Genomic DNA, 25,047 nt, shown 5'->3' on the forward strand with positions numbered 1-25,047 from the left:
AAGGACCAGAACGCGATGAATTTGGAAACGTGACCGTCGGAGCAGTTCTCTCGCAGCGCCGAAGCGCCGTGCCCGGCCAAAGCCGGACCGCAAGGACCCCGCCGTCCACGTTTCTCTTTCTTCCGATGAAATTGTCAAACAGCGGCGGGCACGCCCGAAGGCCACCCCAAACGTCAAGGCCAGCGCATAACGCCGGACGAGGGAGACGACGACACGCCCGGCAAACCCTGCCGGGACATGAACTCCTGAGACAAACTCGGAAGCGTCGAAACCCGCGGGCCGCTCATCAGCAGCGCCGCCGTCGATGAACGCTGTATAGGGCACCCCACGGAGACCCGTCAACGCCGAAATTCACAAAACTGCAAAAATCGAAAGCACCCCAGCCGATGCCCGCCCAGGGCCTCCGCAGCCCCCGGCAGACAGCAGGGAATCGGCCCACCTCCCCTGCCCCGACCCGATCGCCCTGCCCCGCGACCCACCGGGGCGACGCCCGCCGGCCCGGAACGAGAAAAGGTGCCGCTCGTCGAGCGACGCCTTCATGGTCGTCCGGCCGGTCGCGGCCCGGCTGCGCCGGATCGGGAAGCGATCAGCCGTTCAGGAAGCAGCGATGGCCGTAGGGGCCGGGGTGGGTGCCGGGGGGGCACAGGCGCGGCGTCGCGCAGCCGCCGAGCGACAGGCAGGTCATGAAAAGGGCGAGCAAGGCGACACAAAGCTTCATGGTGGTCTCGCGAACAGTCGGTCGAGGGCGTCCCGGTCCGTCGATGCCAGGGAAACCATAACGAAAGCGGAATCGAGGTCTCCCCTCCCCCGCAGCCGCGGCGGGACGACGCGCGCCCGTCACGGAGCCGCCCCTCCCCTGCCCTGCCCACCGGCAGCGAAACGGCGGATCAGCCAGGAGCGGAACAGCACGACGGCCTCGTCGAGGTCCTCGGGCGCGGTCACGAGGTAGTAGCCGTAACCCGACGCCAGCCGCGCGCCGAAGGGCGCCACCAGCCGCCCCGCCGACAGGTCGTCGCGGAACAGCATGGGATCGGCCAGCGCCAGGCCTTCGCCCGACAGCGCGTATTGGACGGCGAGCTGCGCCGTGTCGAAGACGAGCCCGCGGTCGACGGCGAGGTCGGGGCGACCGGCGGCGCGCGCCATCAGCTCCCACATGTGCCCGTGCGCCCGGCCGCCGAGGCGCACGTGCAGCGGGTCCTGCCGGGCGACCAACGACGGCAGGTCGACCGGCCCTTCACCCAACGCCGCCGGCGAGCACAGCACCGTCAAGCGCTCCATCCACAGGAGGTCGTTGATGGCGTCCGTGACGCGGGGCTCGGAATACACGATCGACAGCCCGGCCTCGGCGTCGCCGCCGGCGACCGAGCGGGACGCGACCTCGATCGACAGCGCCGGGTGCTCGGCCCTGAAGTCGCGCAGGATGGGGATGGCGAGCTGCGCCGCGAAGGTGGGCGGCATGGCCACGCGCAGCATGCGGCGGGGGGCGCCGCGCTCCTCGATGATGTCGCCGAGCGCGCCGTCGAGCCGGTCGAAGCTGCGCGTGACGACGGGGAGGAGATGGCGGCCGGCCTCGGTCAGCACGAGCTGCTGGTGGCGACGCTCGAACAGCGGCAGGCCGACGAACTTTTCGAGCACGCTGACGTGCCGGCTGACCGCGCTCTGCGCGACGGTGAGCTTCGCCGCCGCGGCGGTGAAGCTGCCGAGCTGGCCGGCGGCCTCGAAGGCGCGGAGCGCGTTCAAAGGCAGCCATTGGCGGTCCATGGTGCGCGGGCTGCCGGGACGCGACTTCAAGGAGGCCTCCGATCCGGGCCTCGGCGGAACGGAACCTGCGGCGGTTCCCGGCCCGGATGCCCGGGACGATTTGATCAGATCGGCGCCACGATGGCGATCATCACGGTCGCGGCCAGGACGACGGCGGTCGCCGCGATGCCGATCCGGTTGCTGGCGAGGGCGAGGTCCCGGGCCGCCGTCCTCAGCGGGGAAGCGCCGGTGTCGTGGATGTTGCGCATCAGGTGGGCTCGGCTGGCGGGATCGGAAGGGCCGCCGACGGCGGGGCTCCTGCACCGAACCGCCATTCCGACGCTTTTGTGCCATGAAACTTAATTTACAAACCAACCGGGCGGCGGCGGCCCGCCGCTCGGCCGCCGTCCTCAGCCGACGCGCTTGCGGCGGCGCAACAGCAGCATCCAGCCGATGCCCACCAGCGCCAGGATCACCGTGGCGGTGATGAACACACCCTGGTCGGCGAGCAGGCGCGGCGCGATGGTGAGGGTGAAGGCCGCCACGACGAGCGCGATGGCGAGGCGGGTCGCCGCCACCTCGATGCCGTGGATCAGCTGGTCCATGCCCTTGATCTCGATCTCCACCGTCATCTTGCCCTGCTTCAGGCGCACCAGCATCAGGTGCACCAGGGCGGGCAGGTCGGACAGGGTGGAGAACAGGCCGGCCCCCATGCCGGCGACCTTCTTCTTGAGGCCCTCGATGGAGAACCGCGCCTTCATGTTCTGCTGCACGGTGGGGCCGGCGGCGGTGAACAGGTCGAACTCGGGGTCGAGCTGGCGCATCACGCCGTCGGCCGACACGAGGCTCTTGAACAGGATGGCGAGGTCGGTCGGCATCGAGAGGTCGTTCTCCCGCGCCATCGTCATGAAGTCGGTCAGCACCTGGGCGAGGTTGAGGCTCGCGCCCGAATGGCGCTGCACGAAGCCGTGGGCGGCGCCGTCGAGCTTGGCGAGGTCGGGTGCGCTGTTGCCGCTCCAGTCGATCAGCACCGCCATCAGCCCGTCGGCGTTCTGCCCCAGCATGGCGCCGATCATCATCAGCAGCTGGTCGCGCCGCTTCTGCGACAGGCGGCCGATCATGCCGAAATCGATGAAGCCGATGCGGTTGCCCGACAGCGCCAGCAGGTTGCCGGGGTGCGGGTCGGCGTGGAACATGCCCTCGATCAGCGCCATCTGCAGGAAGGCGTCGGTGCCCTTCTGGGCGAGGAGCGGCTTGTCGTAATGGCCGGCGTCGAGCCGGGCGTGGTCGGTCAGCGGGATGCCGTGCAGGAATTCCTGCACCAGCACGCGCTCGGTGGTGTGTTCCCAATGAATCTTGGGGAACACGATGTCCTCGCGGTCGGCGAACATGGCCGCCAGCATCTCGCAGTTGCGAGCCTCGTTGACGAGGTCGAGCTCGCCGTTGATGCCGGACGCGAGGTGGCGCATCTGTTCCTGCGGCTTGTAGCGCGCGATCTCGGGCCATTCGCGCTCGACGATGCGGGCGCCGTTGCTCATCAGGCGCAGGTCGGCCTCGATGATCTGGCGCAGGCCCGGGCGCAGCACCTTGACGATGACCTCCTCGCCGGTCTTCAGCCGCGCCCAGTAGACCTGGGCGATGGAGGCCGAGGCGATCGGGGTGTGGTTGAACTCCGCGAAGACGAGGTCGGGCGGGCCGCCGAGGTCCTCCTCGAGCTGCGGGCGGATCTTCTCCCACGGCACGGGCGACACCTGGCTGTGCAGGCGGCCGAGCTCGTCCGTCCATTCGGGTCCGAGGAGGTCCGAGCGGGACGCCAGGATCTGGCCGAGCTTGATGAAGGTGGGGCCCAGCGCCTCGATGGCGCGGCGGGCGCGCTGGGGCGGCGACAGCCGCGCCACGTTGGGGAAGGACGCGTTGCGGGCCGCCATGCGGGCGATGGCCTGCAGCCCCAGCCGGTCCACGACCTTGTTGAAGCCGAAGCCGATGAGCACGCCGGCGATGACGAAGAGGCGGCGGCGATCGCGCGCGGCCACGAATGCGGTCTTGAACATGCGCTCGGACTAGGCCTCGACTGCGGTGAGGGTGTGACGGGTCGGGTGCGGTGCAACACCCCCGCCCGCCGTCGTTACGCGAAGTCGCGGGCGGGGACGATGTTCCATCCCGGCCGCCGTCCCGCGCGCCCGTCGCTTGCCGCCGCGCCGCGCCCGGTGCATGAGCAGCGCTCGGGATCGACCGGGAGCCTCCATGACGCCGCCGCGCAGTTCGGGCCACCACGGCCATCCGGCCGAGGGGGCGCCCCGCGACCCCGGCCTCAAGATCGTGAGCTGGAACCTGCTGCGCACCGTGGGCGCCTCGCTCGACGACGTCGTGGCGCTGATCGGGCGCGAGAAGCCCGACCTCATGCTGATGCAGGAGGCGACGAGCCGCTTCAACGACCTGCCGGAGCGCATCGGCGGCCATTACGCCTGGGCGCCGCTGCCCGGCCGCATCCACGGCCTGGGCATGTGGAGTCCCCTGCCCTGGCACGCCGTGCCGTCAGTCACGCCGCTGCCGCCGGGCTCGCTGGTCCAGCGCGTGTGCCAGATCGTCGAGATCGGCGGGTTCGGCATCGCCAACGTCCACCTGTCGCACGGGCAGCGGCTGAACCGCCGGCAGCTGCGCGCCATCGCGCTGCACCTGCCCGAGCGGGCCGCCGTGCTGGGCGACTTCAACCTGGTGGGGCCCTGCCTGATCCGCGGGTTCCGGGACGTCGGCCCCCGCCGGCCGACCCACATGATGGGCGAGATCGTCCCCGTGCGGCTCGACCGCTGCCTCGCGCGCGGCCTCGCCTGCGCGGAAGCCCGCGTGCTGCCGCGCACGACCTCCGACCACCGCCCCATCGCGGTCCGGCTCGTCCCGGCGGAGGCGGGCGCGGAAGCGCCGCGCCACGTCGTCAGATATAAGGCAGCAGCAGACGGAGTGCGGCGTCGCGCAGCTTCACTGGCAGGCTTCGCGCGGAAAGGTCGCGGTGCTTCAGCTTCGTCTTCTGGTGCGCCGTCATGAAGCCGTCGAGCTCGAGCGCCAGCGCCTCGTCGTAGATCTCGACGTTCATCTCGAAGTTCAGGCGCAGGCTGCGCATGTCCCAGTTGGAGCTGCCCACGAGGCTCCACTGCTTGTCGACCACCATCAGCTTGGAATGGTTGAACGGCGCCGGACCGAGCCAGAAGCGCACCCCGGCCTCGATCAGCGGCGCGATGTGGGCCCGCATGGCGAGGTCGATGAAGCGGTGGTCCGAGCGCTGCGGCACGATGATGTCGACCCGCACGCCCCGCAGCGCCGCCAGCGTCAGGGCCGACACCGTTTCGGCCCCGGGCAGGAAATAGGGCGTCATCACCTTGACCGAGTGCTGCGCGCAGGCGCAGGCCTCCATCAGCACGGAGCGGATCTTTTCCAGGTCCTGGTCGGGGCCCGACGTGATGACGCGGGCGAGGATCTCGCCGGCTTCCGTCTCGTCGGGGTCGGGGAACCAGCGCTCGCCCTCGATGTCCTCGTCCGTCGCGAAGTGCCAGTCGTGCGCGAACACGTCGAGGAGCTGCGTCACCACCGGGCCTTCGAAGCGGAAATGGGTGTCCGCCACGGGGTGCTTCGGGCGCTGGGCGACGAGGTTCTGGTCCGAAATGTTCATGCCGCCGGTGAAGCCGACGGTGCCGTCCACGACCAGCAGCTTCTTGTGGCTGCGCAGGTTGAGGAAGGGCATGCGCCACGGCAGCACCGAATGCATGAACTGGGCGGCGGGCACGCCCATGCGGTCGAGCCGGCGCTTGATGGGCGAAAAATAGCCCGAGCCGATGCCGTCGACCAGCACCCGCACCGCGACGCCGCGGTTCTGCGCGTCGAGGAGCGCGCGCGCGAAGCGGTCGCCGATGCCGTCGTCCCGCATGATGTAGCTCGACAGCGCGATGCTGCTGCGGGCCCCCGCGATGGCGTCCAGCATGGCCGGGTAGCACGCGTCGCCGTCGTGGAAGACCGCCACGGCGTTGCGGCGCTCGGCCTTGCGGTTGGTGATGCGCCGCACGGCGCGCTCCAGCGCCGCGAAGGGGTCGGGGAGCTCGTGGACGGGGTGTTGGTCGGCGGGGGGGCGGCGGGGCGCCCGGGCGGTGCGGGCCTTCTGGGCGCGGCGCACCACGCGGTTGATGCCGAACATGAAGTAGAAGAGCGCCCCCCACACCGGCGCGATGAAGGCGAAGCCGATCCAGGCCGTGGCGGCCGCGACCTCGCGCTTGTGCAGCAGCACGTGGACCGTCACCCCCACGGCGAGGATCAGCCCGACGGGGGTCGCCGCGGGCCCGAGCACGCGGTCGACGTCGGCCAGCAGCCATTCGGCGTCGTCGGGGATCAGCAGCGGCGGAGGTCCTGATGCGATTCGGCGCGGGGACCACCCCCGCGCGCGACGCCTTCTAAGCAGACATTCGTGTGTCGGCCCAAGAATGTCTGCTTCTCCTCACAGGGAAAGATGGCAGGATCGCGTGGGCGAGCCCGCGCGATCCTGCTTGGCACCGCCCGGATGCCGGCGCCGTGGCGGCGCTCAGCCATCGAACGCCTCGTCGCCGTGATCCGGCCCGCGCGACACGTGGGCGTCGTGGAAGCGGTCGCCGCAGTGCTGCAGCAGGGCCTGGAGCATGGCGCCGTGCAGCTCGGCGAAGCAGAATCGCCGATCGCAGCGCTTGTCGATGAAATGCAGGTTCAGCCGCAGCCCGTCCCCCAGCGCGACCGGGTTGAAGAAGGCGGCATAGTGCCAGTGCGGCACGTCGTGGAAATAGTTGCCGAAGCGGTCGACCGTCCAGGAGGCGACCTCCCGGGCGGCGATCAGGCCGTTGAAGCGCGCCGCGAGCGCGTGGGGATCGTCGGTGCGCAGGAAGATCGACATGGGAGCTCCGGGACGGCGGGGATCGCCGCAGCCGTGACGCCCCGCCCCCGCACAAGGTTGCAGGGCGCGCCACGGCACCGGAACCCGCCGCGGGCGTTGGAGGCCGGAGGCCGCCCGGGCGGCGGACAGGAGCGATCACCATGGCACTCGACATCAAGCGCGTCGGCGGGACCAGCCTCCAGGTCGAGAACGCGACGGGCCACTGGATCATCTTCACGCTCGACGAGCTGCGCTCGCATTCCACCCTGCTCCGCGCCGACAGCGTCGAGGGCGAACCCGCCCTGCCCGGCCAGGACGCGGAGCTCTTCGTCTGGGCGGCCTTCGCGGCGGCGCGCGGCTACGCGGTCGAGCACGGCCTCATCGCAGCAAGCTGAACAAGAACTGAACAGTACCGACGGACCGCCTCGAAGCAGATCCGGATATTTGTGACGGAGAGACCGCGCTCTGCCGAACTAAACCACCGCGGCGGAGGTTGCATGTGCAGAGCTTTCACGACAGGATGCGTTCGGCCCCGACGACCGACCGGCGTCCTGCGCCGTCGCACCTCCCCCGCGGCGCTGACCCGGACGCCTCGACGCCATGACCCTCGCAGCCCCCCTCGGTCTCCTCCTGTCCCTCGCGCTGACCTCGGCGGCCCTGGCGGGTGCGAACGACGTCAGCCCGGAGCTGCGCCAGCGCGCCCTCGACACCTGTTCGGGGGATGCGATGCGGCTGTGCCCCTGTCGATGAGCGACGAGGCTTCGGCGGTGTCCTGCCTGGCGAGCAAGCGCCCGCAGCTCACCCCGTCCTGTCGTGTCGTCTACGACCAGGTGGCGCGCGTCCTCAAGCGGTGAGGCTCGTCCCGCGGCACCGGAAACCCGCCTCGCCGAGCGGCTCCCCTCGCCGCGGCACGACGGGCCTGGTCCATGCCGCTCAGTCGACGAGATGGTCGGACAGGTGGACCTCCATCCTGGCGGCCAGCCAATCCAGAAAGCGGGACTTCCTCGGATCTTCCTGAAAGGGCCGCCTCGACAGCCCCACATACCGGGTCCCGTCCCGCCTGAAGGGGCGGACGACGGCCAGCCGCCCCGACGCGAGATCGGCCTCCAGCATGTGGATCGACGCGACCGCGATGCCCTGACCGGCCGCGGCTGCCTCCAGGGCCAGATAGAAGTGTTCGTAGACGACATCGGTCGATCCGGACACTTCGGGCACCTCCGGCTTCCAACGGTCCCAGGCATCCGGGCGCGATGCCGTGTGGAGGGCCGAGACGCAGGCATCGAGCCGGAGGCGGGGTGAGCAGACGAGGCCCACGGCTTCCTCTGCGAGGAGCCTGGAATGGATCCCCGGCGCCAGCTGGAAATCGTCGCGCCGCACCGCGAGGTCGACGTGGTGCCGGCGGAAGTCGATCCTGCCACCCGCCGCCAGGAGGCAGATGTCGAGGCCGGTCTCCCGCTTCAGTTCGGCGATGTTCGGGATGAGGAGCTTGAGGCAGAGCGTCGGCTCGCAGGACACGACGAGGGGCGGCGCGATCTCGCTTCTCCTGAAATCCAAGATCGCGTCCTCGATCTCCGCGAAGATCGACGATAGCCGCCCGGCGAGCCATCGCCCTTTCTGGGTCAGCACCACGGTCCTGTTGCGCCGATGGAACAGCTGCTCTCGGAGATCCGCTTCCAGGTTTTTGATCTGCTTGCTCACGGCTCCCTGGGTGACGTTGAGTTCCTGTGCGGCTCGGATGAAGCTTTCGTGACGAGCCGCGGCCTCGAAGACCCGCAAAGTGCTCAATTGCGGCAAGCGCGCGGTTGTCCTTTCCGGTCGGCTCATCGTTGAGTTCCCCTCATCCCTATCGATGAGTTTTTTTGACTTATGATGTCGGCATTTCTCATCCGCTGATAGCACGCCGCCTATGGGCGGCAATGAGAGATTTCGAGAGCAGCGAACATGACGATCAACGATCTCACCGACGTGGGCGCTCCTTCGTCGTCCAATGACGCCATGAAGACTGGACGACACCTGGCGAATCAGTATTTCGCCTTCATCGGCCCATCGGAGTTTTTCGACCTGATCGACGATGGCGGAGCCGATGACAAGGCCATCGAACACTTCATAGGATCTCGGAACGACCTGAAGCCGGACACCGACATGGCCGATGGAGGAACCGGCCGCCTTCGTCGCCGTGCTATCCTCACCGCGGAAGCGAGCGGCGGCGCGGTCCGTCTGGAGCCGCACGGGCCTCATCACCAGACGGCGACCTGTCATCGCCTGAACGGCGGCATCGAGCGTCACGTCGCCCCGATCGCGGGCGGGCCATCGCGACATCCTCGTCGTGACCTTTCGCTGCAACTGACCCCGAGGCCGGTCCCCCGGCCGACCGCTACACCCCTCCGGAAGGCCGCGACGCCGTGAACCAGATCGCCATGATCGCCGCCGTGACGTGGCTGGCGGTGCTCAGTCCCGGCGCCGATTTCGCCGTCGTCTCCAGGAACAGCTGCCTGTATGGCCGCCGCGCGGGCCTGGCATCGTCGGTCTGCATCTCGATCGCCTGCTGGTTCCACGTCGCCTACGCGGTGTTCGGCATCGCGGTCCTGCAACGCATCGCCCCTGACGCGCTCGGGATGATCCGCTTCGCCGGCGCGGGCTACCTCGCCTATGTCGGCGTCTCGACCGCGCTTCGCCCGGCGCAGGCCTTCGACGCGGGAAGCGGCGTCGCGTCGCGTTCGATCGGGCGCGACCTGGCGAACGGCATCCTGACCAACGGGCTCAATCCCAAGACCTCGATCTTCGTGGTCAGCCTCTACAGTCAGTTCATCGGCCGCGACAGTTCGCTCGCGTATCAGCTGGCTTGGGGCCTGTTCATCTCGCTGTCCCATCTCGGGTGGTTCAGCGTCGTCGCGGTGTTCCTGTCCCGGCCGGGCGTCCGCCGAGCGGTGATGCGGCGCCAGGGCCTGTTCAACGGCATCATCGGTGTCATCCTGGTCGCGCTCGGCCTGTCCCTCCTCGTCCTGGACCTCGGTGGGAGACACGGCTCGTGACGGGCAAGCCCCATGCCTGCGTGGACCTCGAAGGGGTTCCGGCCCCCGGGATATGGCCGTTCCTGGCGGATCGTCTCGGCATCGCGGCACTGCGGCCGACCACGCGGGAGGTGGGTGACGATCGCGCCCTCATGGAGCAGCGGATCGCCGCGTTGCGGCGGCTCGGGATCACGCTCGCGCGCGTGCTCGCGATCGTTTCCGATCTCCATCCATTCCCGGGGGCGGTCGATGTCCTGAAACACCTCGCGAGCGTCGCCCGGGTGGTGATCGTCACGGACTCGTTCGATCCCATGAACCGAGCGCTGCTGGATCGACTGCCGTCCGACGCCGTGCTCTGCCACAGCTTCACCCACGACGAGGCGGGGCTGGTCCGAGGCATGGCGTTCTGGAACGCGCTCGAAGGCAAGCATCTTTGCTTCGACCGGTTCGCGACCGACGGGTCGCGGACGCTGGCCGTGGGCGATGCCTTGAACGACCTGTCGATGATCCGCCGGGCCAGCGTCGGGGTGCTGTTCAGGCCACCCGCCGTCACACTGGAGAAGGCAGGTGATGTCGCGGTCGCCCACGACGATGCCGACATCCTGTCGCGCTTCCGCCCGCGGCCGGCCGCGGGCTGAGGTGGCCTCCGGCAGATGCGGCGGGCCGCCGCCCGAGCCGCCGAGCGCGCGGACGGGCGGGCGGGCCCGCGCGCCTCCGCTTCGCGGCACCGCGCAGGCCGTGGAGCGTCCGAAGGCGGGGAAGGCATCCTTAACCGCCGTGCTGTTCCCTGCGCGGGGCGAAGCGCCGTCCATGCGCCGGGACAAGTCGGCCGACCTGATGTAAACCGCGAAACAGCGCCCATCGGGCGATCTCGTTCGGTTCCATTCGACGGCTGATGATGTTCAACGACCGCTACCACGCAGGCGAATCCGAGGCCCATTGGCAGGCCGTGTGGGCGGAGCGCCGCTGCTTCGAGGCCTCGAACGCCGACCCGCGGCCGAAATATTACGTGCTGGAGATGTTCCCCTACCCGTCGGGGCGCATCCACATGGGCCATGTGCGCAACTACGCCATGGGCGACGCGGTGGCGCGCTTCCGCCGCGCCAAGGGCTTCAACGTCATCCATCCCATGGGATGGGACGCCTTCGGCCTGCCGGCCGAGAACGCCGCGATGCAGAACAAGCGGCACCCGGCGGAGTGGACCCACAAGAACATCGACACGATGCGGGCGCAGCTGAAGAGCATGGGCCTGTCGATCGACTGGGCGCGCGAGGTCGCGACCTGCGACCCCTCCTATTACAAGCAGCAGCAGCGCATCTTCCTGGCCTTCCTGGAGGCCGGCCTGGCGCAACGCAAGACGTCCAAGGTCAACTGGGACCCGGTCGACAACACCGTGCTGGCCAACGAGCAGGTGGTGGACGGGCGCGGCTGGCGCTCGGGCGCCGTCGTCGAGCAGCGCGAGCTGACCCAGTGGTTCCTCAAGATCACCGACTACGCGCAGGAGCTCTACGACGGGCTCGACACCCTCACCGAGTGGCCCGACAAGGTGCGCCTGATGCAGCGCAACTGGATCGGCCGCTCCGAAGGCCTGACGATCCGCTGGCAGCTCGACCCCGCGACCGTGCCCGCCGGCGAAACCGAACTCAGCGCCTACACCACCCGGCCCGACACGCTGTTCGGCGCGAGCTTCCTCGCGGTCGCGGCCGACCACCCGCTGGCCAGGGCCGCGGCCGCGAAGGACGCGGACCTCGCCGCCTTCATCGACGATTGCCGCAAGCTCGGCACCTCCGTGGCGGCGCTGGAGACGGCCGAGAAGAAGGGCTACGACACCGGAATCCGGGCGCGCCACCCCTTCGACCCCGCCTGGGAGCTGCCCGTCTACGTCGCCAATTTCGTGCTGATGGACTACGGCACCGGCGCGATCTTCGGCTGCCCGGCGCATGACGGGCGCGACCTCGACTTCGCGCGGCTGAAGGGCCTGCCGGTGACGCCCGTGGTGTGCCCGCCCGGCACCGACCCCGCCGCGCTGGAGATCGGCGACACGCCCTTCACCGAGGACGGCCGCCTCGTCAACTCGCGCTTCCTCGACGGGCTGACGGTGCCGGACGCCAAGGACGAGGTGGCGCGCCGGCTCGAAGCGGTCGACATCGGGGGCGCCCCACAGGCCACCCGCCAGGTGAACTTCCGCCTGCGCGACTGGGGCATCTCGCGCCAGCGCTACTGGGGCTGCCCCATCCCCGTGGTGCACTGCCCGTCCTGCGGCGCCGTGCCGGTGCCGACCGCCGACCTGCCGGTGACGCTGCCCGAGGACGTCGACTTCGACGCGCCCGGCAACATGCTGGACCGCCACCCGACCTGGAAGAACGTCCCCTGCCCGGCCTGCGGCGCCGCGGCCCGGCGCGAAACCGACACGATGGACACGTTCGTCGATTCGTCCTGGTACTTCGCCCGCTTCACCGACCCGTGGAACGACGCGGCCCCGACGACGCCGGGGGTCGCCGACCGCCTGCTGCCGGTCGACCAGTATATCGGCGGCGTCGAGCACGCGATCCTGCACTTGCTGTATTCGCGCTTCTTCACCCGCGCGATGAGCCGGGTGGGCCTGCTCAACCTCGACGAGCCGTTCCGCGGGCTCTTCACCCAGGGCATGGTGGTGCACGAGACCTACAAGGGGCCGGACGGCGCCTGGGTCAGCCCGGAGGAGATCCGCATCGAGGGCGCGGGCGGCGAGCGCCGCGCCGCGCTGCTGTCCTCGGGCGCCCCCGTCGCCATCGGGGCGATCGAGAAGATGTCGAAGTCCAAGCGCAACGTCGTCGACCCCGACGACATCATCGGCTCCTACGGGGCCGACACGGCGCGCTGGTTCATGCTGTCCGACAGCCCGCCGGACCGCGACGTCATCTGGACCGAGGAAGGCGTGCAGGGCTCGGCCAAGTTCGTCCAGCGCCTGTGGCGGCTGGTGGGCGAGCTGAAGCGCGCCGCCGCGGGCGAGCCGGGCGCCGCGACGGCCCAGACGCCGGACGACGAGGCGCGGGCGCTCGACGTGCGGAAGAGCGCCCACCGGGCGCTGATCCGCGTCGAGGAGGACCTGGAGCGGCTGCGCTTCAACCGCTGCGTCGCCCACGTCTACGAGCTGGCCAACGCGCTGTCGGCGTCCATCGCGTCGACCGAGGCGCCGGTGGCCCCGGGTTCGGCGCTGGCCCGCGCCTTCGGCGAAGCGGCCGGGTTCCTCGTGCAGGCGATCGGCCCCTTCATGCCGCATCTCGCGGAAGCCTGCTGGGCGGAGCTGGGCCACGCCACGCCCGTGGCCGAAACGCCCTGGCCCGCGGCCGACCGCGCGCTGGTGGTCGAGAACACGATCGTGCTGCCGGTGCAGATCAACGGCAAGCGCCGCGCCGAGGTGACGGTGCCGCGCGACGCCGACGCGAAGGCGGTCGAGGCCGCGGCGCTCGGCTCCGACACGATCGTGCAGGCGCTCGACGGGCGCACGCCCAAGAAGGTCATCGTGGTCCCGGGAAGGATCGTCAATGTCGTGGTCTGAGCGCCTGCCGTCCCGCCTTCTGGCCTCCGTCCTGCTCGCCGGTGCGGCGGCCGGGCTGGCGGGATGCGTGACGCCCCTCTACGCCAGCCGCGGGGGCGCGCTCGGCGCGGACCTCCGCGCCGTCGCGGTCGACCCCGTGCCGGACAAGCTCGGCCACTACCTGCGCGACGAGCTCATCACCGACCTGAACGGCACGGGGGCGAAGCCCGCGCCGCGCTTCCGCCTGCAGCTCGCCACCACCGAGCGCGTGCAGACGGCGCTGATCGACATCACCACCCAGCGCGCCCAGGACGCCAGCGTGGTGACGGACGTGACCTGGACGCTGCTGCCCATCGAGGGCGGCCCCCCGCTCGCCACGGGCAAGACGACGAGCTTCGCCACCTACGACCGCTCGTCGCAGCGCTTCGCCAACATCCGCGCGGCGCGCGACGCCGAGATCCGCGACGCCAAGACCCTGGCCGACCAGATCACCACGCAGGTGGCCGCCAAGATCGGCACGCTCCCGCCCGCGCGGTGACGGCTGCGGCATGAGCGCGCCGCCGTTCAACCGGCGGCGGGCTCGCCGCGTTCCCCGCGCGGAAGCCCGAGGAGCCCGCCATGTCGACCACCACCAAGAAGACCGACCCCGAACTCTGGGAAAAGGTGAAGGAGGAGGTCACGGAAGGCGACAAGGGCGGCCAGCCCGGCCAATGGTCCGCCCGCAAGGCCCAGATGGCCGTGCAGGAATACAAGCACGAAGGCGGCGGCTACGAGGGGAAGAAGTCGGAGGACAACCACCTCGTGCAGTGGGAGCGCGAGGACTGGGGCACGAAATCCGGCCACCCCAGCGGCGAAACCGGCGAGCGCTACCTGCCGGAGGAAGCGCGAAACCACCTGACGGCGGAGGAATACCGCCGCACCTCCGACAAGAAGCGGCGCGACACGAAGAAGGGCCGGCAGCATTCCGCCCAGCCGAAGGACGTGGCCGAGAAGACCGCCGCGGCGCGCCACCACGACGGCGGGGACGAGAGCAAGGCGGACCTCTACAGGCGGGCCCAGGAGAAGAACATCCCCGGCCGCTCCAAGATGAACAAGCAGCAGCTCCGGGACGCCTTGAAGGGCTGAAGGGCGATCGCCCGCCGCGGCGGCCGGACCCGCGGGGATCCCGGGGCGCGCTCCCCCGCCTCCGGGCCCGTCGACGGAGCGCATCCCGCCCCGTCGCGCGCCGGCCCCCGAACCGTGGGCCCGCCGCTGGAGTCCGAGAAAAACCTATTTTATGGTCTGCGCAGACCTGCTATGCATCGGTGAAAGAGAGGGTCGGCGAACGACCTCCACGCGCATCGAAAACGCCCAGGGGAGGGTCACCATGAACACCAAACTGTTGCTGTCGACCGCGGTCGCCAGCGTCGCGCTGCTCGGCGCTTCCGCCCACGCCGCCGACAAGATGACGGTCGGCTTCTCGCAGATCGGTTCGGAATCCGGCTGGCGTGCCGCCGAAACCTCGGTCACCAAGCTCGATGCCAAGAAGCTCGGCGTCGACCTCAAGTTCTCCGACGCCCAGCAGAAGCAGGAGAACCAGATCAAGGCCGTCCGTTCCTTCATCGCCCAGGGCGTCGACGCGATCTTCATGGCGCCCGTGGTGGCGACGGGCTGGGACCCGGTGCTGAAGGAAGCCAAGGAGGCCAACATCCCGGTCATCCTGCTCGACCGCACCATCGACACCCAGGACCCGAGCCTCTACCTCACCGCCGTCGGCTCGGACACGGTCCACGAGGGTGCCGTCGCGGGCGACTGGCTGGTGAAGACCGCCGCCGGCAAGGCGTGCAACGTGGTCGAGATCGAGGGCACCGTCGGCTCCTCGCCCGCCACGAACCGCAAGAAGGGCTTCGCCGACGCCCTCGCGGGCCACGACAACGTCAAGGTCATCCGCTCCCAGACCGGCGACTTCGTCCGCGCCAAGGGCAAGGAGGTGATGGAAAGCTTCCTCAAGGCGGAGAACGGCGGCAAGGCCATCTGCGCCGTCTACGCCCACAACGACGACATGGCGGTCGGCGCCATCCAGGCCATCAAGGACGCGGGGCTCAAGCCCGGCAAGGACATCCTGGTCGTGTCGATCGACGGCGTGCCGGACATCTTCAAGGCCCAGATGGCGGGCGAGTCCAACGCGTCCGTCGAGCTGACGCCCGACATGGCCGGCCCGGCCTTCGCGGCCCTCGCCGCCTTCAAGAAGGACGGCACGAAGCCGCCCCACTTCATCCAGACCGAGTCGAAGCTGCTTCTGCCCGACACGGCGAAGGCCGAATACGAGAAGAAGAAGGACCTCGGCTACTGATCGGCGGTCCGGCCCGACGGGCCGGGTCGATCGGCCGACGCGGCCCCGCGCCGCACGGGCGGCGCGGCGGCGAGGGGGTCGCCGGCATCCCCGCCGCCCGGCACGGGATGTCGGGCCGGCCCCGCGGGGCCGGCGCTTCCGCGATCCGACGGCGACGCAGTCCCGCGCCGCCGTCCCGCGTCCGGGTGGGTGGCGATGACGGATGACACGCGAAGCGCGGGGGCCGCGCCGGTGCTGCTGGTGCGCGGGCTGTGCAAGGACTTCCCGGGCGTGAAGGCGCTCGACGGGGTGGATTTCACCCTGCGGGCCGGCGAGGTCCACGCCCTGCTCGGCGAGAACGGCGCCGGCAAGTCGACCCTGATCAAGACCGTGACGGGCGTGCTGCAGCGGGACGGGGGCTCGGTCAGCGTCGCGGGCCGCGAGATCCACCCGAAGGGCCCGGCCGACGCGCTGGCGGCGGGCATCGGCACCGTGTACCAGGAGGTCAACCTCCTGCCCAACCTGTCGGTGGCCGAAAACCTGTTCATCGGCCGCCAGCCGCGCCGCTTCGGCCTGGTCGACACGGGCGGCATCCGGCGCCGCGCGACCGGCATCATGCGCCGCTACGGCGTCGACATCGACGTGCGGCGCTCCCTGTCCGACTTCTCCGTCGCGATCCAGCAGATCGTCGCCATCGCCCGCGCCGTCGACCTGTCGGCGGGCGTGCTGATCCTCGACGAGCCCACCGCGAGTCTCGACGCCCGCGAAGTCGACCAGCTCTTCGAAACCATGCGGGGGTTGACGGCGCGCGGCATCGGCATCGTCTTCGTCACCCACTTCCTCGACCAGGTCTACGCCGTCGCCGACCGAATCACGGTCCTGCGCAACGGCCGCCTCGTGGGCACGCGGGACGCGGCCGACCTGCCCCGCCTCGACCTCGTGTCGATGATGCTCGGGCGCGAGCTCGAGCGGGCCACCCACCTCGCCCGGCCGGAGCGCCCGGCCGCCGAAGGGCGCGCGCCCTTCGTGTCCTTTCGCCGCTACGGCCGCCGGGGCCAGGTCGAACCCTTCGACCTCGACGTCGCGCGCGGCGAGATCGTCGGGGTCGCGGGCCTGCTCGGCTCGGGCCGCAGCGAGACCGCCAAGCTGGCCTTCGGCGCCGAACGGGCCGACAGCGGCGAGGTCCGGGTGGACGGCGCGCCCGTGCGCCTCGCCAGCCCCCGCGACGCCGTGGCGCTGAGGTTCGGCTTCTGCCCGGAGGAGCGCAAGACCGAGGGCATCGTCGGCGACCTGTCGGTGCGCGAGAACATCGTGCTGGCGCTTCAAGCGCAGCGGGGCTGGCTGAGCCGCCTCACGCGCGCCGAAGGGGACCGCATCGCCGACGAGTTCATCCGGCGGCTCGACATCCGCACGCGTGACGCCGAAACCCCCATCCGCCTCCTGTCCGGCGGCAACCAGCAGAAGGCCGTGCTGGCCCGCTGGCTCGCCACGGCGCCGGAGTTCCTGATCCTCGACGAGCCCACCCGCGGCATCGACATCGGCGCCCACGCCGAGATCGTCCGCCTGATCGAGGACCTGTGCCGGGCCGGCATGGCGCTCCTCGTGGTGTCGTCGGAGCTCGAGGAGGTCGTCGCCTACAGCGACCGCATCCGGGTGCTCCGCGACTGCCGCCACGTCGGCGACCTCGTCGGCGACCGGGTCAGCGTGGGCGGCATCATCGAGACCATCGCGTCCGAGGCCCGCCCATGACCATCCCAGCCCGCTCCCCCACGCAGCCCGGCGCGGCCGGGCCGTCCCGCGCGCCGACCGGCGGCGGTCGCCGCCGCGCCCGGGCCTGGACCTCCGCGCTGCCGCAGCTCGTGGCCCTCGGCCTCGTCTTCGCCGCGTGCCGCCTCGCGTCGCCGCAGTTCTTCGACGTCCGGCTGCAGGACGGCCGCCTGTTCGGCAGCCTCGTCGACGTGTTCTACCGGGGCGCGCCCGTGGCGCTGCTGTCGATCGGCATGTGCGTCGTGGTGGCGGCGCGCGGCATCGACCTGTCGGTCGGCACCATCATGGCGATCGCGGGCGCGGTGGCGGCGACGCTGGTCAACGGCGGCCTCGCCTGGCCGCTCTGCGTGCTGGCGGCGCTCGGCGTGGGGGTCGCCTGCGGGCTGTGGAACGGCGTCCTGGTGTCGGTGCTGCGCATCCAGCCCATCGTGGCGACGCTGATCCTCATGGTGGCGGGGCGCGGCCTGGCGCAGCTCGTCACCGGCGGGCAGATCGTCACCTTCGACGACCGCGGGCTCATCGGCATCTCCGCCGGCACGGTGCTCGGGCTCCCGCTGCCCGTCGCCATCACGGCGGCGGTGCTGCTCGGCGCGCTGCTGCTGCTGCGCGGCACCGCCCTCGGCATGTTCCTCGAAGCGACGGGCGCCAACGCGCGCGCCAGCCACTATGCCGGCGTGGACACGCGGCTCGTGACGGTGTCGACCTACGTGGCGTCCGGCCTGTGCGCCGCCGTGGCGGGGCTGATCGCGGCCGGCGACATCCGGGGCGCCGACGCCAACAACGCCGGCCTGTGGCTCGAGCTCAACGCCATCCTGGCCGTGGTGGTGGGGGGCGGGTCGCTGCTCGGCGGGCGCTTCAGCCTGACGCGCAGCGTCCTCGGCGCGCTCATCATCCAGGCCATGGGGACCGGCATCCTGCTGTCCGGCTTCCAGCCCGAGTTCAACCTCATCGTCGAGGCCGTGGTGGTCATGGCCGTGCTGCTGGCGCAGTCGCCGCCCGCCGCCCGCCTGGCGAACTTCCTGCGCCCCCGGAGGACAGCATGAACGCGCGCCTTCTGCCGCTGACCGCGACCCTCGTCATCTTCGCGGCCGCCTACGCGCTCTGCATCCTGCAGTTCCCGGCCTTCGGGACCACGCGCGTGATGGGCAACCTGCTCACCGACAACGCCTTCCTGGGCATCGCCGCGGTGGGGATGACCTTTGTGATCGTTTCGGGGGGCATCGACCTGTCCGTCGGCGCCGTCATCGCCTTCGTGGGCGTGTTCCTGGCGGTGGGCATCGGGCGGCTCGGCATCCCGCCCGCCCTCGCCTTCGCGCTGGCGCTCCTCGTGGCGTCGCTGTTCGGCGCCGCCATGGGGGCCGTCATCCACGTCTTCGAGATCCCGCCCTTCATCGTGACGCTCGCCGGCATGTTCCTGGCCCGCGGCGCCAGCTCGGTCATCACCACCGAATCCGTGCCGATCGATGCCCCGCTCTACGCCCGGCTGAACGACGTCGTCGTGATGCTGCCCGGCAAGGGCCGCCTGACGCTGGTCGCCATGGTGATGCTGGCGGTCTTCGCCGCGGCGAGCCTCGTCGCCCACCGCACCCGCTTCGGCCGCAACGTCTACGCGATCGGCGGCAACCGCACCTCGGCCGAGCTGATGGGCATCCCGGTGGGCACCACGACGGTGCTGATCTACGCCTTCTCGGGGCTGTGCGCCGGCATCGCCGGCATCGTGTTCTCGCTCTACACCTCGGCGGGCTATTCGCTGGCCGCGGTGGGCGTCGAGCTCGACACGATCGCCGCCGTGGTGATCGGCGGCACGCTGCTCACCGGCGGCTCGGGCTTCGTGATGGGCACCTTCGTGGGCGTGCTCATCCAGGGCATGATCCAAACCTACATCACCTTCGACGGCACGCTGTCGAGCTGGTGGACCAAGATCGTCATCGGCCTCCTGCTGTTCGGCTTCATCCTGCTCCAACGCGGCCTCCTCGCGCTCGGCGGCCGGGGGCAGGCGCGGACCGCGCATTGACCGCCCCGCTCCTCCCCCCGGACCCCGGCCGCCGGCGCGCGTGACGCGCGATCCCGCGATCTGGTAGGTTGAATGAGGACCGTCGAAGTGTGCGGGGTGCGATGAACCAGATACAGCGTCCTCGACTGGGCCCGGCGGGGGCCGTGCGCCGGAGCCGCTCCGCGCACGACACGGCGCTGAACGCGATCGGCCGGGCCATCGTCGACGGCCGGCTGCCGATCGACTCCATCCTGCCCTCCAAGGAGGAGCTGATGGCGCAGATCGACGTGTCCCACACGACGCTGCGCGAAGCCCTCCAGACCCTCACGGCGAAGGGCATGGTGGCCGCCAAGGCGAGGGTCGGCACCCGGGTGCTGCCGGAAGCGCATTGGAGCATGTTCGATGCCGACATCCTGGCCTGGCGCCTGGAGATCGGGATGCCGACCGCCTTCATCGCGTCGCTGTTCGAGATCCGCCAAAGCCTGGAGCCGGTCGCCGCCGCGCTGGCGGCGGGGCGGCGGAGCGAGGAGGACGTCGCCAACCTCCGCCAGCTCGTCGACGTGCTCGACACCGACACGAGCGACCGCGAAACCTTCGTGGAGGCGGACGTCGCCTTCCACCAGCTCATCCTGCGCGCGTCGGGCAACCCGTTCATGCATTCCATCGCGGCGCTGATCAGCACGGCGCTTTCGGCATCCTTCGCGCTCAGCGCCCCCGCGCCGCGATCGTCGGCCGTGTCGCTCGTGAAGGGCCAGCACCTCGCGATCGTGGACGCCATCGCGGCCCAGGACCCGCAGGGCGCCAGCGACGCGATGATGACCGTCATCCGCAGGGGCTGGACGACCTATTCGGGGTTCGGCTCGACGGAACTGTCCCGCCTCACCGTGCTGTCGTTCGACCAGACCTGACGGGATCCCGCCGCCGCGGGGGACGGGCCGGCGGAACAGGCTCCGAGCCATCATGCTTAATGGACGGTTCAGCGGCGGGACCTAAGGTGACGGTGCCGGGCCGTCACCTGCCGTGGAGTCCATGCCGAGCCTCGTCCGTTTCCTGATCGTGGTGGCTGTGCTGGCAGCGTTGGCCTACGGGGCCATGCTGTCGCTCGTGTTCTTCGTGGCGCCGGTCCCGCGCCCCATGGAGCAGGCGGTCCCGGCCGCCAAGCTCAACCCGCCGAAAGCCGGGACGGCGGCGCCGTGAGCGCCCCTCCCCTCGTGCAGGTCCCCTCCCCCGGCGCGCTGCGCGACCTGTTCCTCGACATGATCGCGGCCGAGCGGGGCGCGGCCCGGAACACGCTCGACGCCTACGGCCGCGACCTCGCCGACTACCTCGGCTTCCTCGCCGAGCAGGCCGACCACCCGGTGCGGGCCGAAACCCCGCGCCTGCGGGACTACCTGCTGAAGCTCGACCGCGACGGCCTGAAGCCGTCCTCGGCGGCGCGGCGGCTGTCCGCGGTGCGGCAGTTCCACAGGTTCCTGTTCGCCGAAGGGCACCGGCCCACCGACCCCACCACGGTGCTGGAGGGCCCGAAGCGCGGCCGGCCGCTGCCGAAGGTGCTCAGCCCCGCGGAAGTCGAGCGCCTGCTCGCCGCCGCCCGCGGCGGCCTCGACGACCCGGATGCGTCGCCGATCCTGCGCTGGCGCTCGGCCCGCATGGTGTGCCTGCTGGAGCTGCTCTACGCCACGGGGCTGCGCGTGTCCGAGCTGATGGCCCTGCCCCGTTCGGCGGCCCGCGCCGCGGCGGGCAGGGTCGAGACCCTGACGGTGCGGGGCAAGAGCGGGCGCGAGCGGCTCGTCCCGCTGTCCGACCCCGCCCGTCGCGCCGTGGCGCTCTACGGCGACGCCGCCAAGGCCTTGAATGCGACGGCGGGGGCCGGGGCGTCGCTCGACGCCGGGCCCTGGCTGTTCCCGGCCGACAGCGAGCAGGGCTTCATGACGCGCCAGGCCTTCGCGCGCGACCTCAAGGCCGTGGCGGCGGCGGCCGGCATCGCCGAGGAGCGGGTAAGCCCCCACGTGCTGCGCCACGCCTTCGCGAGCCACCTGCTGCAGAACGGCGCCGACCTGCGCGTCGTGCAGGAGCTGCTCGGCCACGCCGACATCTCGACCACGCAGATCTACACCCACGTGCTCGACGAGCGCATGAAGGCCATGGTGCGCGACCTCCACCCGCTCAACGGGGGCTGACCGCCGACACCCTCAATGCGCGGTCCGCTCCAGGCGCCGGCGGACCAGGTAGAGGGCGAAGTCCAGCGCTTCCAGGATGGCGCGGTCGCCGTCCTGCTCGGCCAGCGACCGCGCCAGCAGGAGGTGGTCGGCGAGGAGGTCGCGCGGCACCGACGTCAGGGTCGAGGGCATCGGCGGCGGCGGATGGAACTCGCCCACCCGCCCTTCCGCGGCGAGGGGCGCGCGGTCGGCCGGAATCTCGGTGATCGAGCCGAGCAGGCCCAGGAAGGTGCGGTCTTCCGGGGAAAAGGACGCGACGGCGTCGTCGCTGACCCACACGCCGGCACCGCTGCGGTGGAGCAGGCGGAACCGCAGCGAACAGCCGCGGCGCGCGCGCGACGCTTCCTCGAGCGTGCGGTCCACCGTCGGGCGGTCCTCGGCGTGGACGGCGTCGAGCCAGCCCCGCCCCCTCGAACTGGCGATGTCGCGACCGGTGAAATCGGCCCATTCGGGGCTCAGATGGAGGACGTTCATCGACGCGTCCTTCACGCAGATCATGCCGATCCCTCCCGGCCATCGCGCCCGCGACCTCGCCCCGATGATCGGCGCCCGCCGCCGGGCGGGCGCCGGGGTCACGCCGCGTGGACGTTCCGCGCCGGCAGGCCCGCGTCGCTCGGGAAGACGAGGTCGTCGGCGTCCTCCGTGACGGCGAGGATGAGGCCCATGATGCGGCGGCGCACCTCGGGATCGCCGATGTTGGAGAAAGCCCGGATCAGCCGGATGTTGTCCTTGGTCAGCAGGTCGGGCCAGTCCGTGGCGTCGGTCGCATGGAGCTCGATCGATTCGAAGAAGCTCTGCACCGGCAGCGACAGGGCTTCGGCGATGAGGAGCAGGGTGCTCACCGCGATCCGGTTCTTGCCCTTCTCGTATTTCTGCAGCTGCTGGAACGTGATGCCGAGCTCGGCGGCGAGCTTGGACTGGCTCAGGCCGGCCTTGACGCGTGCCGCGCGCACGCAGGCGCCCACCCGCTTGTCGGCTTCGGCGGTTCGCTTGGACAGCTGTTCGTTCATGGGGTCGTCTCGCCCGCGGGTGGAGCACCGCCATACCCGCGACGGATCACCGCGAAATTGCCCGCGATGCGCCCGACTGTCTACCTGAGGTCACACTTGGCCGAAAAAAATCGAAGGAAATTGTTCGACAATTGGGCTTTGGGCGCCGAAGGCCCGCGGCCCGGGCCTTTTCAGCCCATGACCACCTTCCACGCGACGCCGATCGCGATGATCCAGAGCGCCACGCCGAGCAGGGTCAAACGCCCTGATTCGGCTGCGGCCGTCCGCTCCAGCGTGGCGGGGGCAAGCGGCCCGCCGTCCTCCACCGCCGTCTCCATCTTGCCCAGGATCTTCTCGGCCCGGAGCAGGAGGTCGGGCAGCGCCAGGGCGCCGCGGACCAGGCCGCCGACCGTGGCGGCGACGTCCTCGACCTTGCCGGCGGGGCCGAGGTTGCCCTCGATCCAGGTCCGCACAACGGGTTCGGCCGTGGCCCACATGTCGAGCCGGGGATCCAGCGTGCGGGCCACGCCCTCCACCACCACCATGGTCTTCTGCAGCATGACGAGTTCGACGCGGGTGCGCATGTCGAACAAGGCCGTGATCTCGAACAGCAGCGTCAACAGCTTCGCCATGGAGATCTCGTCGGCGCGGCGCGCGTGGATCGGCTCGCCGATGGCGCGGATGGCCTGGGCGAAATCCTCGACGCGGTGCTTGTCGGGCACGTAGCCGGCCTGGAAATGGACCTCGGCGACGCGCAGGTAGTCGCGCCGGATGAAGCCGTACAGGATTTCGGCCAGGAAGCGCCGCTCGCGCCGCCCGAGCCGCCCCATGATGCCGAAATCCACGGCGGTCAGCCGGCCCTCGGCGTCCATGAACAGGTTGCCCTGGTGCATGTCGGCGTGGAACAGCCCGTCCCGCATGGCGTGGCGCAGGAAGGACTGCAGCACGGTGCGGCCGAGCGCCGGCAGGTCGTAGCCGCGCTCGCGCAGCAGCGCCACGTCGGTCAGCGAGGTGCCGTCGACCCATTCCAGGGTCAGCACGTCCTTGGCGGTCAGCGTCCAGTCGATGGCGGGGATGCGGAAGTCGGGGTCGTCCCTGACGTTCTCCGCGAACTCGCTCGCCGCCGCCGCCTCGATGCGGAAATCCATCTCCATGGTGACGGAGCGGGCCAGGGCGTCGATGACCTCGACGATCTTCAGGCGCCGGGCGTCGGGCGCGAGGCGTTCGGCCGTGCGGGCCGCGAAATACAAGTCGCCGAGGTCGCGCTTGAAGCGGCGGTCGACGCCCGGGCGCATCACCTTGACGGCGACCTCGCCCCCGCCCCGCTCCGCCGTGAGCCGCGCCTTGTGGACCTGCGCCACCGAGGCGGCCGCGACCGGCTCGCCGAAATGCGAGAAGGTTTGGGCGAGCGGCCGGTCGAAGGCCGCTTCCACGATCGCCACCGCGACCTCGCGCGGGAAGGGCGGCACGCGGTCCTGCAGCCCTTCGAGGTCGCGCACCGCCGCGGGGCCGACGACGTCGGGGCGGGTGGCGAGGAACTGGCCGAGCTTGACGTAGGACGGGCCGAGCCGGCCCATGGCGACGCCGAGGCGGGCGCCCTGGGCGGCGGTGCGGCGGCGGGCCACCATCCGGGCCAAGGCCAGCGGCGGCCGGGCCGCCACGGGCACGACCGCGGGATCGATCCCCGAGAACACGCCCTCGCGGGCGAGCACGAAAGCGGCCCGGCCCAATCGGCCGATGTGCCCGAGGCTCGCCAACATCGGAGCTAGAGCTTCCAGGCCGAGTGGATGGTGACCACGCCGCCGGTGAGCCGCGTCGCCTTCACGCGGCGAAACCCCGCGTCGGCGATCATGTCCGAGAAGGTGTCGACGCCGGGAAAGCGGCGGATGGATTCCACGAGGTAGCGGTAGGGCTCGCCGTCGCCGGCGATCATCTTGCCCATGCGGGGGATGACCTGGAACGAGAACAGGTCGTAGGCGTGGTCGAGCACCGGCACGTCGACGGCCGAGAACTCCAGGCACAGGAAGTGGCCGCCGCGCTTCAGCACGCGATACGCCTCGGCCAGCGCCAGCGGGATGCGGGGCACGTTGCGGATGCCGAAGGCGATCGTGTAGCAGTCGAAGCGGCTCCCCGGCAGCGGCAGGCTTTCGGCGTTGCCCGCCACGTAGCGGAAGGCGCGGGCCTTGTCGGCCAGGCGGTCCCGGCCGACCCGCAGCATGTCGTGGTTGATGTCGAGCACCGTGACCTCGGTCGACGGCCCGCCCGCCTTGGCGACGCGCTTCGCCACGTCCCCGGTGCCGCCCGCGACGTCGAGGTGGCGGAACGGGGCCTCGCGCGACGGCTTCACCATGGACACGAGCACGTCCTTCCACACGCGGTGGAGGCCGCCCGACATGGCGTCGTTCATGACGTCGTAGCGCTCGGCCACCTTGTGGAACACGTCGTCGACCAGGCCCTGCTTGCGGTCGAGCGCCACGTCGGTGAAGCCGAAATGCGTCGTGGGCGCGGAAGCGTCGGGCCGGGGCTTGGTCTGGTCGGTCATCGTGGCCTTCTGGACGGGAAGATGTCCGAGGTGGCGCCGAAGCCGCGCCACACCCATCTCCCGGGGCGAG

At 70.8% G+C, this 25,047-nt stretch carries 28 protein-coding genes; 16 read left to right on the forward strand and 12 right to left on the reverse strand.

Annotated elements, in window-relative coordinates; genetic code table 11:
• The 5 genes from D3273_RS28705 to D3273_RS02140 all read right to left on the reverse strand — a co-directional run.
• Window positions 1-324, reverse strand: a 324-nt coding sequence (locus D3273_RS28705) for a hypothetical protein (protein WP_207210637.1), incomplete at its 3' end; no start/stop codon positions are given.
• Between the two features lie 262 nt (window positions 325-586).
• Window positions 587-718: a hypothetical protein gene (locus D3273_RS29545; protein ID WP_281011163.1), complete on the reverse strand. Its 132-nt coding sequence runs from the start codon at window positions 716-718 to the stop codon at window positions 587-589.
• 119 nt (window positions 719-837) lie between these two features.
• Window positions 838-1,791, reverse strand: a complete 954-nt coding sequence (locus tag D3273_RS02135; protein ID WP_165359341.1) for a LysR substrate-binding domain-containing protein — start codon at window positions 1,789-1,791, stop codon at window positions 838-840.
• 74 nt (window positions 1,792-1,865) lie between these two features.
• Complete coding sequence (locus D3273_RS28050; RefSeq protein WP_165359342.1) at window positions 1,866-2,009, reverse strand: hypothetical protein; 144 nt, start codon at window positions 2,007-2,009, stop codon at window positions 1,866-1,868.
• A gap of 141 nt (window positions 2,010-2,150) precedes the next feature.
• Complete coding sequence (locus D3273_RS02140; protein WP_129223046.1) at window positions 2,151-3,791, reverse strand: ABC1 kinase family protein; 1,641 nt, start codon at window positions 3,789-3,791, stop codon at window positions 2,151-2,153.
• Between the two features lie 193 nt (window positions 3,792-3,984).
• Here D3273_RS02140 and D3273_RS02145 point away from each other — a divergent pair, with 193 nt between their 5' ends.
• Window positions 3,985-4,782: an endonuclease/exonuclease/phosphatase family protein gene (locus D3273_RS02145; protein WP_129223048.1), complete on the forward strand. Its 798-nt coding sequence runs from the start codon at window positions 3,985-3,987 to the stop codon at window positions 4,780-4,782.
• Here D3273_RS02145 and cls read toward each other — a convergent pair.
• Window positions 4,673-6,073, reverse strand: coding sequence for a cardiolipin synthase (gene cls, locus D3273_RS02150; RefSeq protein ID WP_245500946.1), 1,401 nt, complete (start codon window positions 6,071-6,073; stop codon window positions 4,673-4,675). The genes D3273_RS02145 and cls overlap by 110 nt on opposite strands.
• Window positions 6,074-6,304: 231 nt before the next feature.
• Complete coding sequence (locus D3273_RS02155; protein WP_129223052.1) at window positions 6,305-6,646, reverse strand: hypothetical protein; 342 nt, start codon at window positions 6,644-6,646, stop codon at window positions 6,305-6,307.
• Window positions 6,647-6,786: 140 nt separating this feature from the next.
• Here D3273_RS02155 and D3273_RS02160 point away from each other — a divergent pair, with 140 nt between their 5' ends.
• Window positions 6,787-7,020, forward strand: a complete 234-nt coding sequence (locus D3273_RS02160) for a hypothetical protein (protein WP_129223054.1) — start codon at window positions 6,787-6,789, stop codon at window positions 7,018-7,020.
• Between the two features lie 205 nt (window positions 7,021-7,225).
• Window positions 7,226-7,375 (forward strand): hypothetical protein, encoded by a 150-nt coding sequence (locus tag D3273_RS28055; protein ID WP_165359343.1) that lies wholly within the window; start codon window positions 7,226-7,228, stop codon window positions 7,373-7,375.
• Window positions 7,376-7,558: 183 nt separating this feature from the next.
• On the opposite strand, the gene D3273_RS02165 is transcribed toward D3273_RS28055, so the two are convergent.
• A complete protein-coding gene (locus D3273_RS02165; protein WP_428977749.1) occupies window positions 7,559-8,884 on the reverse strand; it encodes a LysR family transcriptional regulator in 1,326 nt (441 codons plus the stop codon).
• Between D3273_RS02165 and D3273_RS29900 the strand changes: the two genes are divergently transcribed.
• The 13 genes from D3273_RS29900 to D3273_RS02225 all read left to right on the forward strand — a co-directional run bounded on the left by D3273_RS29900 (window position 8,768) and on the right by D3273_RS02225 (window position 21,407).
• Window positions 8,768-9,031: a 2OG-Fe dioxygenase family protein gene (locus tag D3273_RS29900; protein ID WP_428977750.1), complete on the forward strand. Its 264-nt coding sequence runs from the start codon at window positions 8,768-8,770 to the stop codon at window positions 9,029-9,031. The two genes, D3273_RS02165 and D3273_RS29900, sit on opposite strands and share 117 nt — an antisense overlap.
• A gap of 11 nt (window positions 9,032-9,042) precedes the next feature.
• Window positions 9,043-9,657, forward strand: coding sequence for a LysE family translocator (locus D3273_RS02175; RefSeq protein WP_245500948.1), 615 nt, complete (start codon window positions 9,043-9,045; stop codon window positions 9,655-9,657).
• Entirely contained in the window at window positions 9,654-10,274 is a 621-nt protein-coding gene (gene thrH / locus D3273_RS02180; RefSeq protein WP_129223061.1) for a bifunctional phosphoserine phosphatase/homoserine phosphotransferase ThrH, read from the forward strand. The genes D3273_RS02175 and thrH overlap by 4 nt, the downstream gene beginning before the upstream one ends.
• Before the next feature lie 260 nt (window positions 10,275-10,534).
• Complete coding sequence (gene leuS / locus D3273_RS02185) at window positions 10,535-13,177, forward strand: leucine--tRNA ligase (protein WP_129223733.1); 2,643 nt, start codon at window positions 10,535-10,537, stop codon at window positions 13,175-13,177.
• Entirely contained in the window at window positions 13,164-13,694 is a 531-nt protein-coding gene (locus D3273_RS02190; RefSeq protein ID WP_129223063.1) for an LPS assembly lipoprotein LptE, read from the forward strand. Before leuS ends, D3273_RS02190 begins: the two co-directional genes overlap by 14 nt.
• Before the next feature lie 80 nt (window positions 13,695-13,774).
• Complete coding sequence (locus D3273_RS02195) at window positions 13,775-14,281, forward strand: DUF5872 domain-containing protein (protein WP_129223065.1); 507 nt, start codon at window positions 13,775-13,777, stop codon at window positions 14,279-14,281.
• Window positions 14,282-14,522: 241 nt separating this feature from the next.
• Complete coding sequence (ytfQ, locus tag D3273_RS02200; protein WP_129223067.1) at window positions 14,523-15,488, forward strand: galactofuranose ABC transporter, galactofuranose-binding protein YtfQ; 966 nt, start codon at window positions 14,523-14,525, stop codon at window positions 15,486-15,488.
• Window positions 15,489-15,683: 195 nt separating this feature from the next.
• A complete protein-coding gene (locus tag D3273_RS02205; protein ID WP_129223069.1) occupies window positions 15,684-17,216 on the forward strand; it encodes a sugar ABC transporter ATP-binding protein in 1,533 nt (510 codons plus the stop codon).
• Entirely contained in the window at window positions 17,213-18,277 is a 1,065-nt protein-coding gene (locus D3273_RS02210) for an ABC transporter permease (protein ID WP_129223071.1), read from the forward strand. The genes D3273_RS02205 and D3273_RS02210 overlap by 4 nt, the downstream gene beginning before the upstream one ends.
• Window positions 18,274-19,248, forward strand: coding sequence for a galactofuranose ABC transporter, permease protein YjfF (yjfF, locus tag D3273_RS02215; RefSeq protein WP_129223073.1), 975 nt, complete (start codon window positions 18,274-18,276; stop codon window positions 19,246-19,248). Before D3273_RS02210 ends, yjfF begins: the two co-directional genes overlap by 4 nt.
• A gap of 143 nt (window positions 19,249-19,391) precedes the next feature.
• Complete coding sequence (locus tag D3273_RS02220) at window positions 19,392-20,135, forward strand: FadR/GntR family transcriptional regulator (protein ID WP_165359344.1); 744 nt, start codon at window positions 19,392-19,394, stop codon at window positions 20,133-20,135.
• 121 nt (window positions 20,136-20,256) lie between these two features.
• On the forward strand, window positions 20,257-20,424 hold the full coding sequence (locus D3273_RS28060; RefSeq protein WP_165359345.1) for a hypothetical protein: 168 nt from the start codon (window positions 20,257-20,259) through the stop codon (window positions 20,422-20,424).
• A 59-nt stretch (window positions 20,425-20,483) separates the two neighbouring features.
• Window positions 20,484-21,407 (forward strand): tyrosine recombinase, encoded by a 924-nt coding sequence (locus tag D3273_RS02225; protein ID WP_129223735.1) that lies wholly within the window; start codon window positions 20,484-20,486, stop codon window positions 21,405-21,407.
• Window positions 21,408-21,419: 12 nt separating this feature from the next.
• Here D3273_RS02225 and D3273_RS02230 read toward each other — a convergent pair whose 3' ends face one another.
• From D3273_RS02230 to ubiE, 4 genes are all read right to left on the reverse strand, one after another.
• A complete protein-coding gene (locus D3273_RS02230; protein ID WP_129223077.1) occupies window positions 21,420-21,944 on the reverse strand; it encodes a PAS domain-containing protein in 525 nt (174 codons plus the stop codon).
• 74 nt (window positions 21,945-22,018) lie between these two features.
• Entirely contained in the window at window positions 22,019-22,456 is a 438-nt protein-coding gene (locus D3273_RS02235; RefSeq protein WP_129223079.1) for a helix-turn-helix domain-containing protein, read from the reverse strand.
• Window positions 22,457-22,626: 170 nt separating this feature from the next.
• Window positions 22,627-24,195 (reverse strand): 2-polyprenylphenol 6-hydroxylase, encoded by a 1,569-nt coding sequence (gene ubiB, locus D3273_RS02240; RefSeq protein WP_129223081.1) that lies wholly within the window; start codon window positions 24,193-24,195, stop codon window positions 22,627-22,629.
• 5 nt (window positions 24,196-24,200) lie between these two features.
• Entirely contained in the window at window positions 24,201-24,977 is a 777-nt protein-coding gene (gene ubiE, locus D3273_RS02245) for a bifunctional demethylmenaquinone methyltransferase/2-methoxy-6-polyprenyl-1,4-benzoquinol methylase UbiE (RefSeq protein WP_129223083.1), read from the reverse strand.
• Between the last annotated feature and the right edge of the window lie 70 nt (window positions 24,978-25,047).

Source organism: Lichenibacterium minor (assembly GCF_004137685.1).
In the GTDB taxonomy this organism is placed as follows: domain Bacteria; phylum Pseudomonadota; class Alphaproteobacteria; order Rhizobiales; family Beijerinckiaceae; genus Lichenihabitans; species Lichenihabitans minor.

Coding starts and splice junctions, on each gene's coding strand:
- D3273_RS29545 (WP_281011163.1), bottom strand. CDS start 718: ATGAAGCTTTGTGTCGCCTTGCTCGCCCTTTTCATGACCTGCCTGTCG.
- D3273_RS28050 (WP_165359342.1), bottom strand. CDS start 2,009: ATGCGCAACATCCACGACACCGGCGCTTCCCCGCTGAGGACGGCGGCC.
- D3273_RS02140 (WP_129223046.1), bottom strand. CDS start 3,791: ATGTTCAAGACCGCATTCGTGGCCGCGCGCGATCGCCGCCGCCTCTTC.
- D3273_RS02145 (WP_129223048.1), top strand. CDS start 3,985: ATGACGCCGCCGCGCAGTTCGGGCCACCACGGCCATCCGGCCGAGGGG.
- D3273_RS02155 (WP_129223052.1), bottom strand. CDS start 6,646: ATGTCGATCTTCCTGCGCACCGACGATCCCCACGCGCTCGCGGCGCGC.
- D3273_RS02160 (WP_129223054.1), top strand. CDS start 6,787: ATGGCACTCGACATCAAGCGCGTCGGCGGGACCAGCCTCCAGGTCGAG.
- D3273_RS28055 (WP_165359343.1), top strand. CDS start 7,226: ATGACCCTCGCAGCCCCCCTCGGTCTCCTCCTGTCCCTCGCGCTGACC.
- D3273_RS29900 (WP_428977750.1), top strand. CDS start 8,768: ATGGCCGATGGAGGAACCGGCCGCCTTCGTCGCCGTGCTATCCTCACC.
- D3273_RS02165 (WP_428977749.1), bottom strand. CDS start 8,884: ATGACAGGTCGCCGTCTGGTGATGAGGCCCGTGCGGCTCCAGACGGAC.
- D3273_RS02175 (WP_245500948.1), top strand. CDS start 9,043: ATGATCGCCGCCGTGACGTGGCTGGCGGTGCTCAGTCCCGGCGCCGAT.
- leuS (WP_129223733.1), top strand. CDS start 10,535: ATGTTCAACGACCGCTACCACGCAGGCGAATCCGAGGCCCATTGGCAG.
- D3273_RS02190 (WP_129223063.1), top strand. CDS start 13,164: ATGTCGTGGTCTGAGCGCCTGCCGTCCCGCCTTCTGGCCTCCGTCCTG.
- D3273_RS02195 (WP_129223065.1), top strand. CDS start 13,775: ATGTCGACCACCACCAAGAAGACCGACCCCGAACTCTGGGAAAAGGTG.
- ytfQ (WP_129223067.1), top strand. CDS start 14,523: ATGAACACCAAACTGTTGCTGTCGACCGCGGTCGCCAGCGTCGCGCTG.
- D3273_RS02205 (WP_129223069.1), top strand. CDS start 15,684: ATGACGGATGACACGCGAAGCGCGGGGGCCGCGCCGGTGCTGCTGGTG.
- D3273_RS02210 (WP_129223071.1), top strand. CDS start 17,213: ATGACCATCCCAGCCCGCTCCCCCACGCAGCCCGGCGCGGCCGGGCCG.
- yjfF (WP_129223073.1), top strand. CDS start 18,274: ATGAACGCGCGCCTTCTGCCGCTGACCGCGACCCTCGTCATCTTCGCG.
- D3273_RS28060 (WP_165359345.1), top strand. CDS start 20,257: ATGCCGAGCCTCGTCCGTTTCCTGATCGTGGTGGCTGTGCTGGCAGCG.
- D3273_RS02225 (WP_129223735.1), top strand. CDS start 20,484: ATGATCGCGGCCGAGCGGGGCGCGGCCCGGAACACGCTCGACGCCTAC.
- D3273_RS02230 (WP_129223077.1), bottom strand. CDS start 21,944: ATGATCTGCGTGAAGGACGCGTCGATGAACGTCCTCCATCTGAGCCCC.
- D3273_RS02235 (WP_129223079.1), bottom strand. CDS start 22,456: ATGAACGAACAGCTGTCCAAGCGAACCGCCGAAGCCGACAAGCGGGTG.
- ubiB (WP_129223081.1), bottom strand. CDS start 24,195: ATGTTGGCGAGCCTCGGGCACATCGGCCGATTGGGCCGGGCCGCTTTC.
- ubiE (WP_129223083.1), bottom strand. CDS start 24,977: ATGACCGACCAGACCAAGCCCCGGCCCGACGCTTCCGCGCCCACGACG.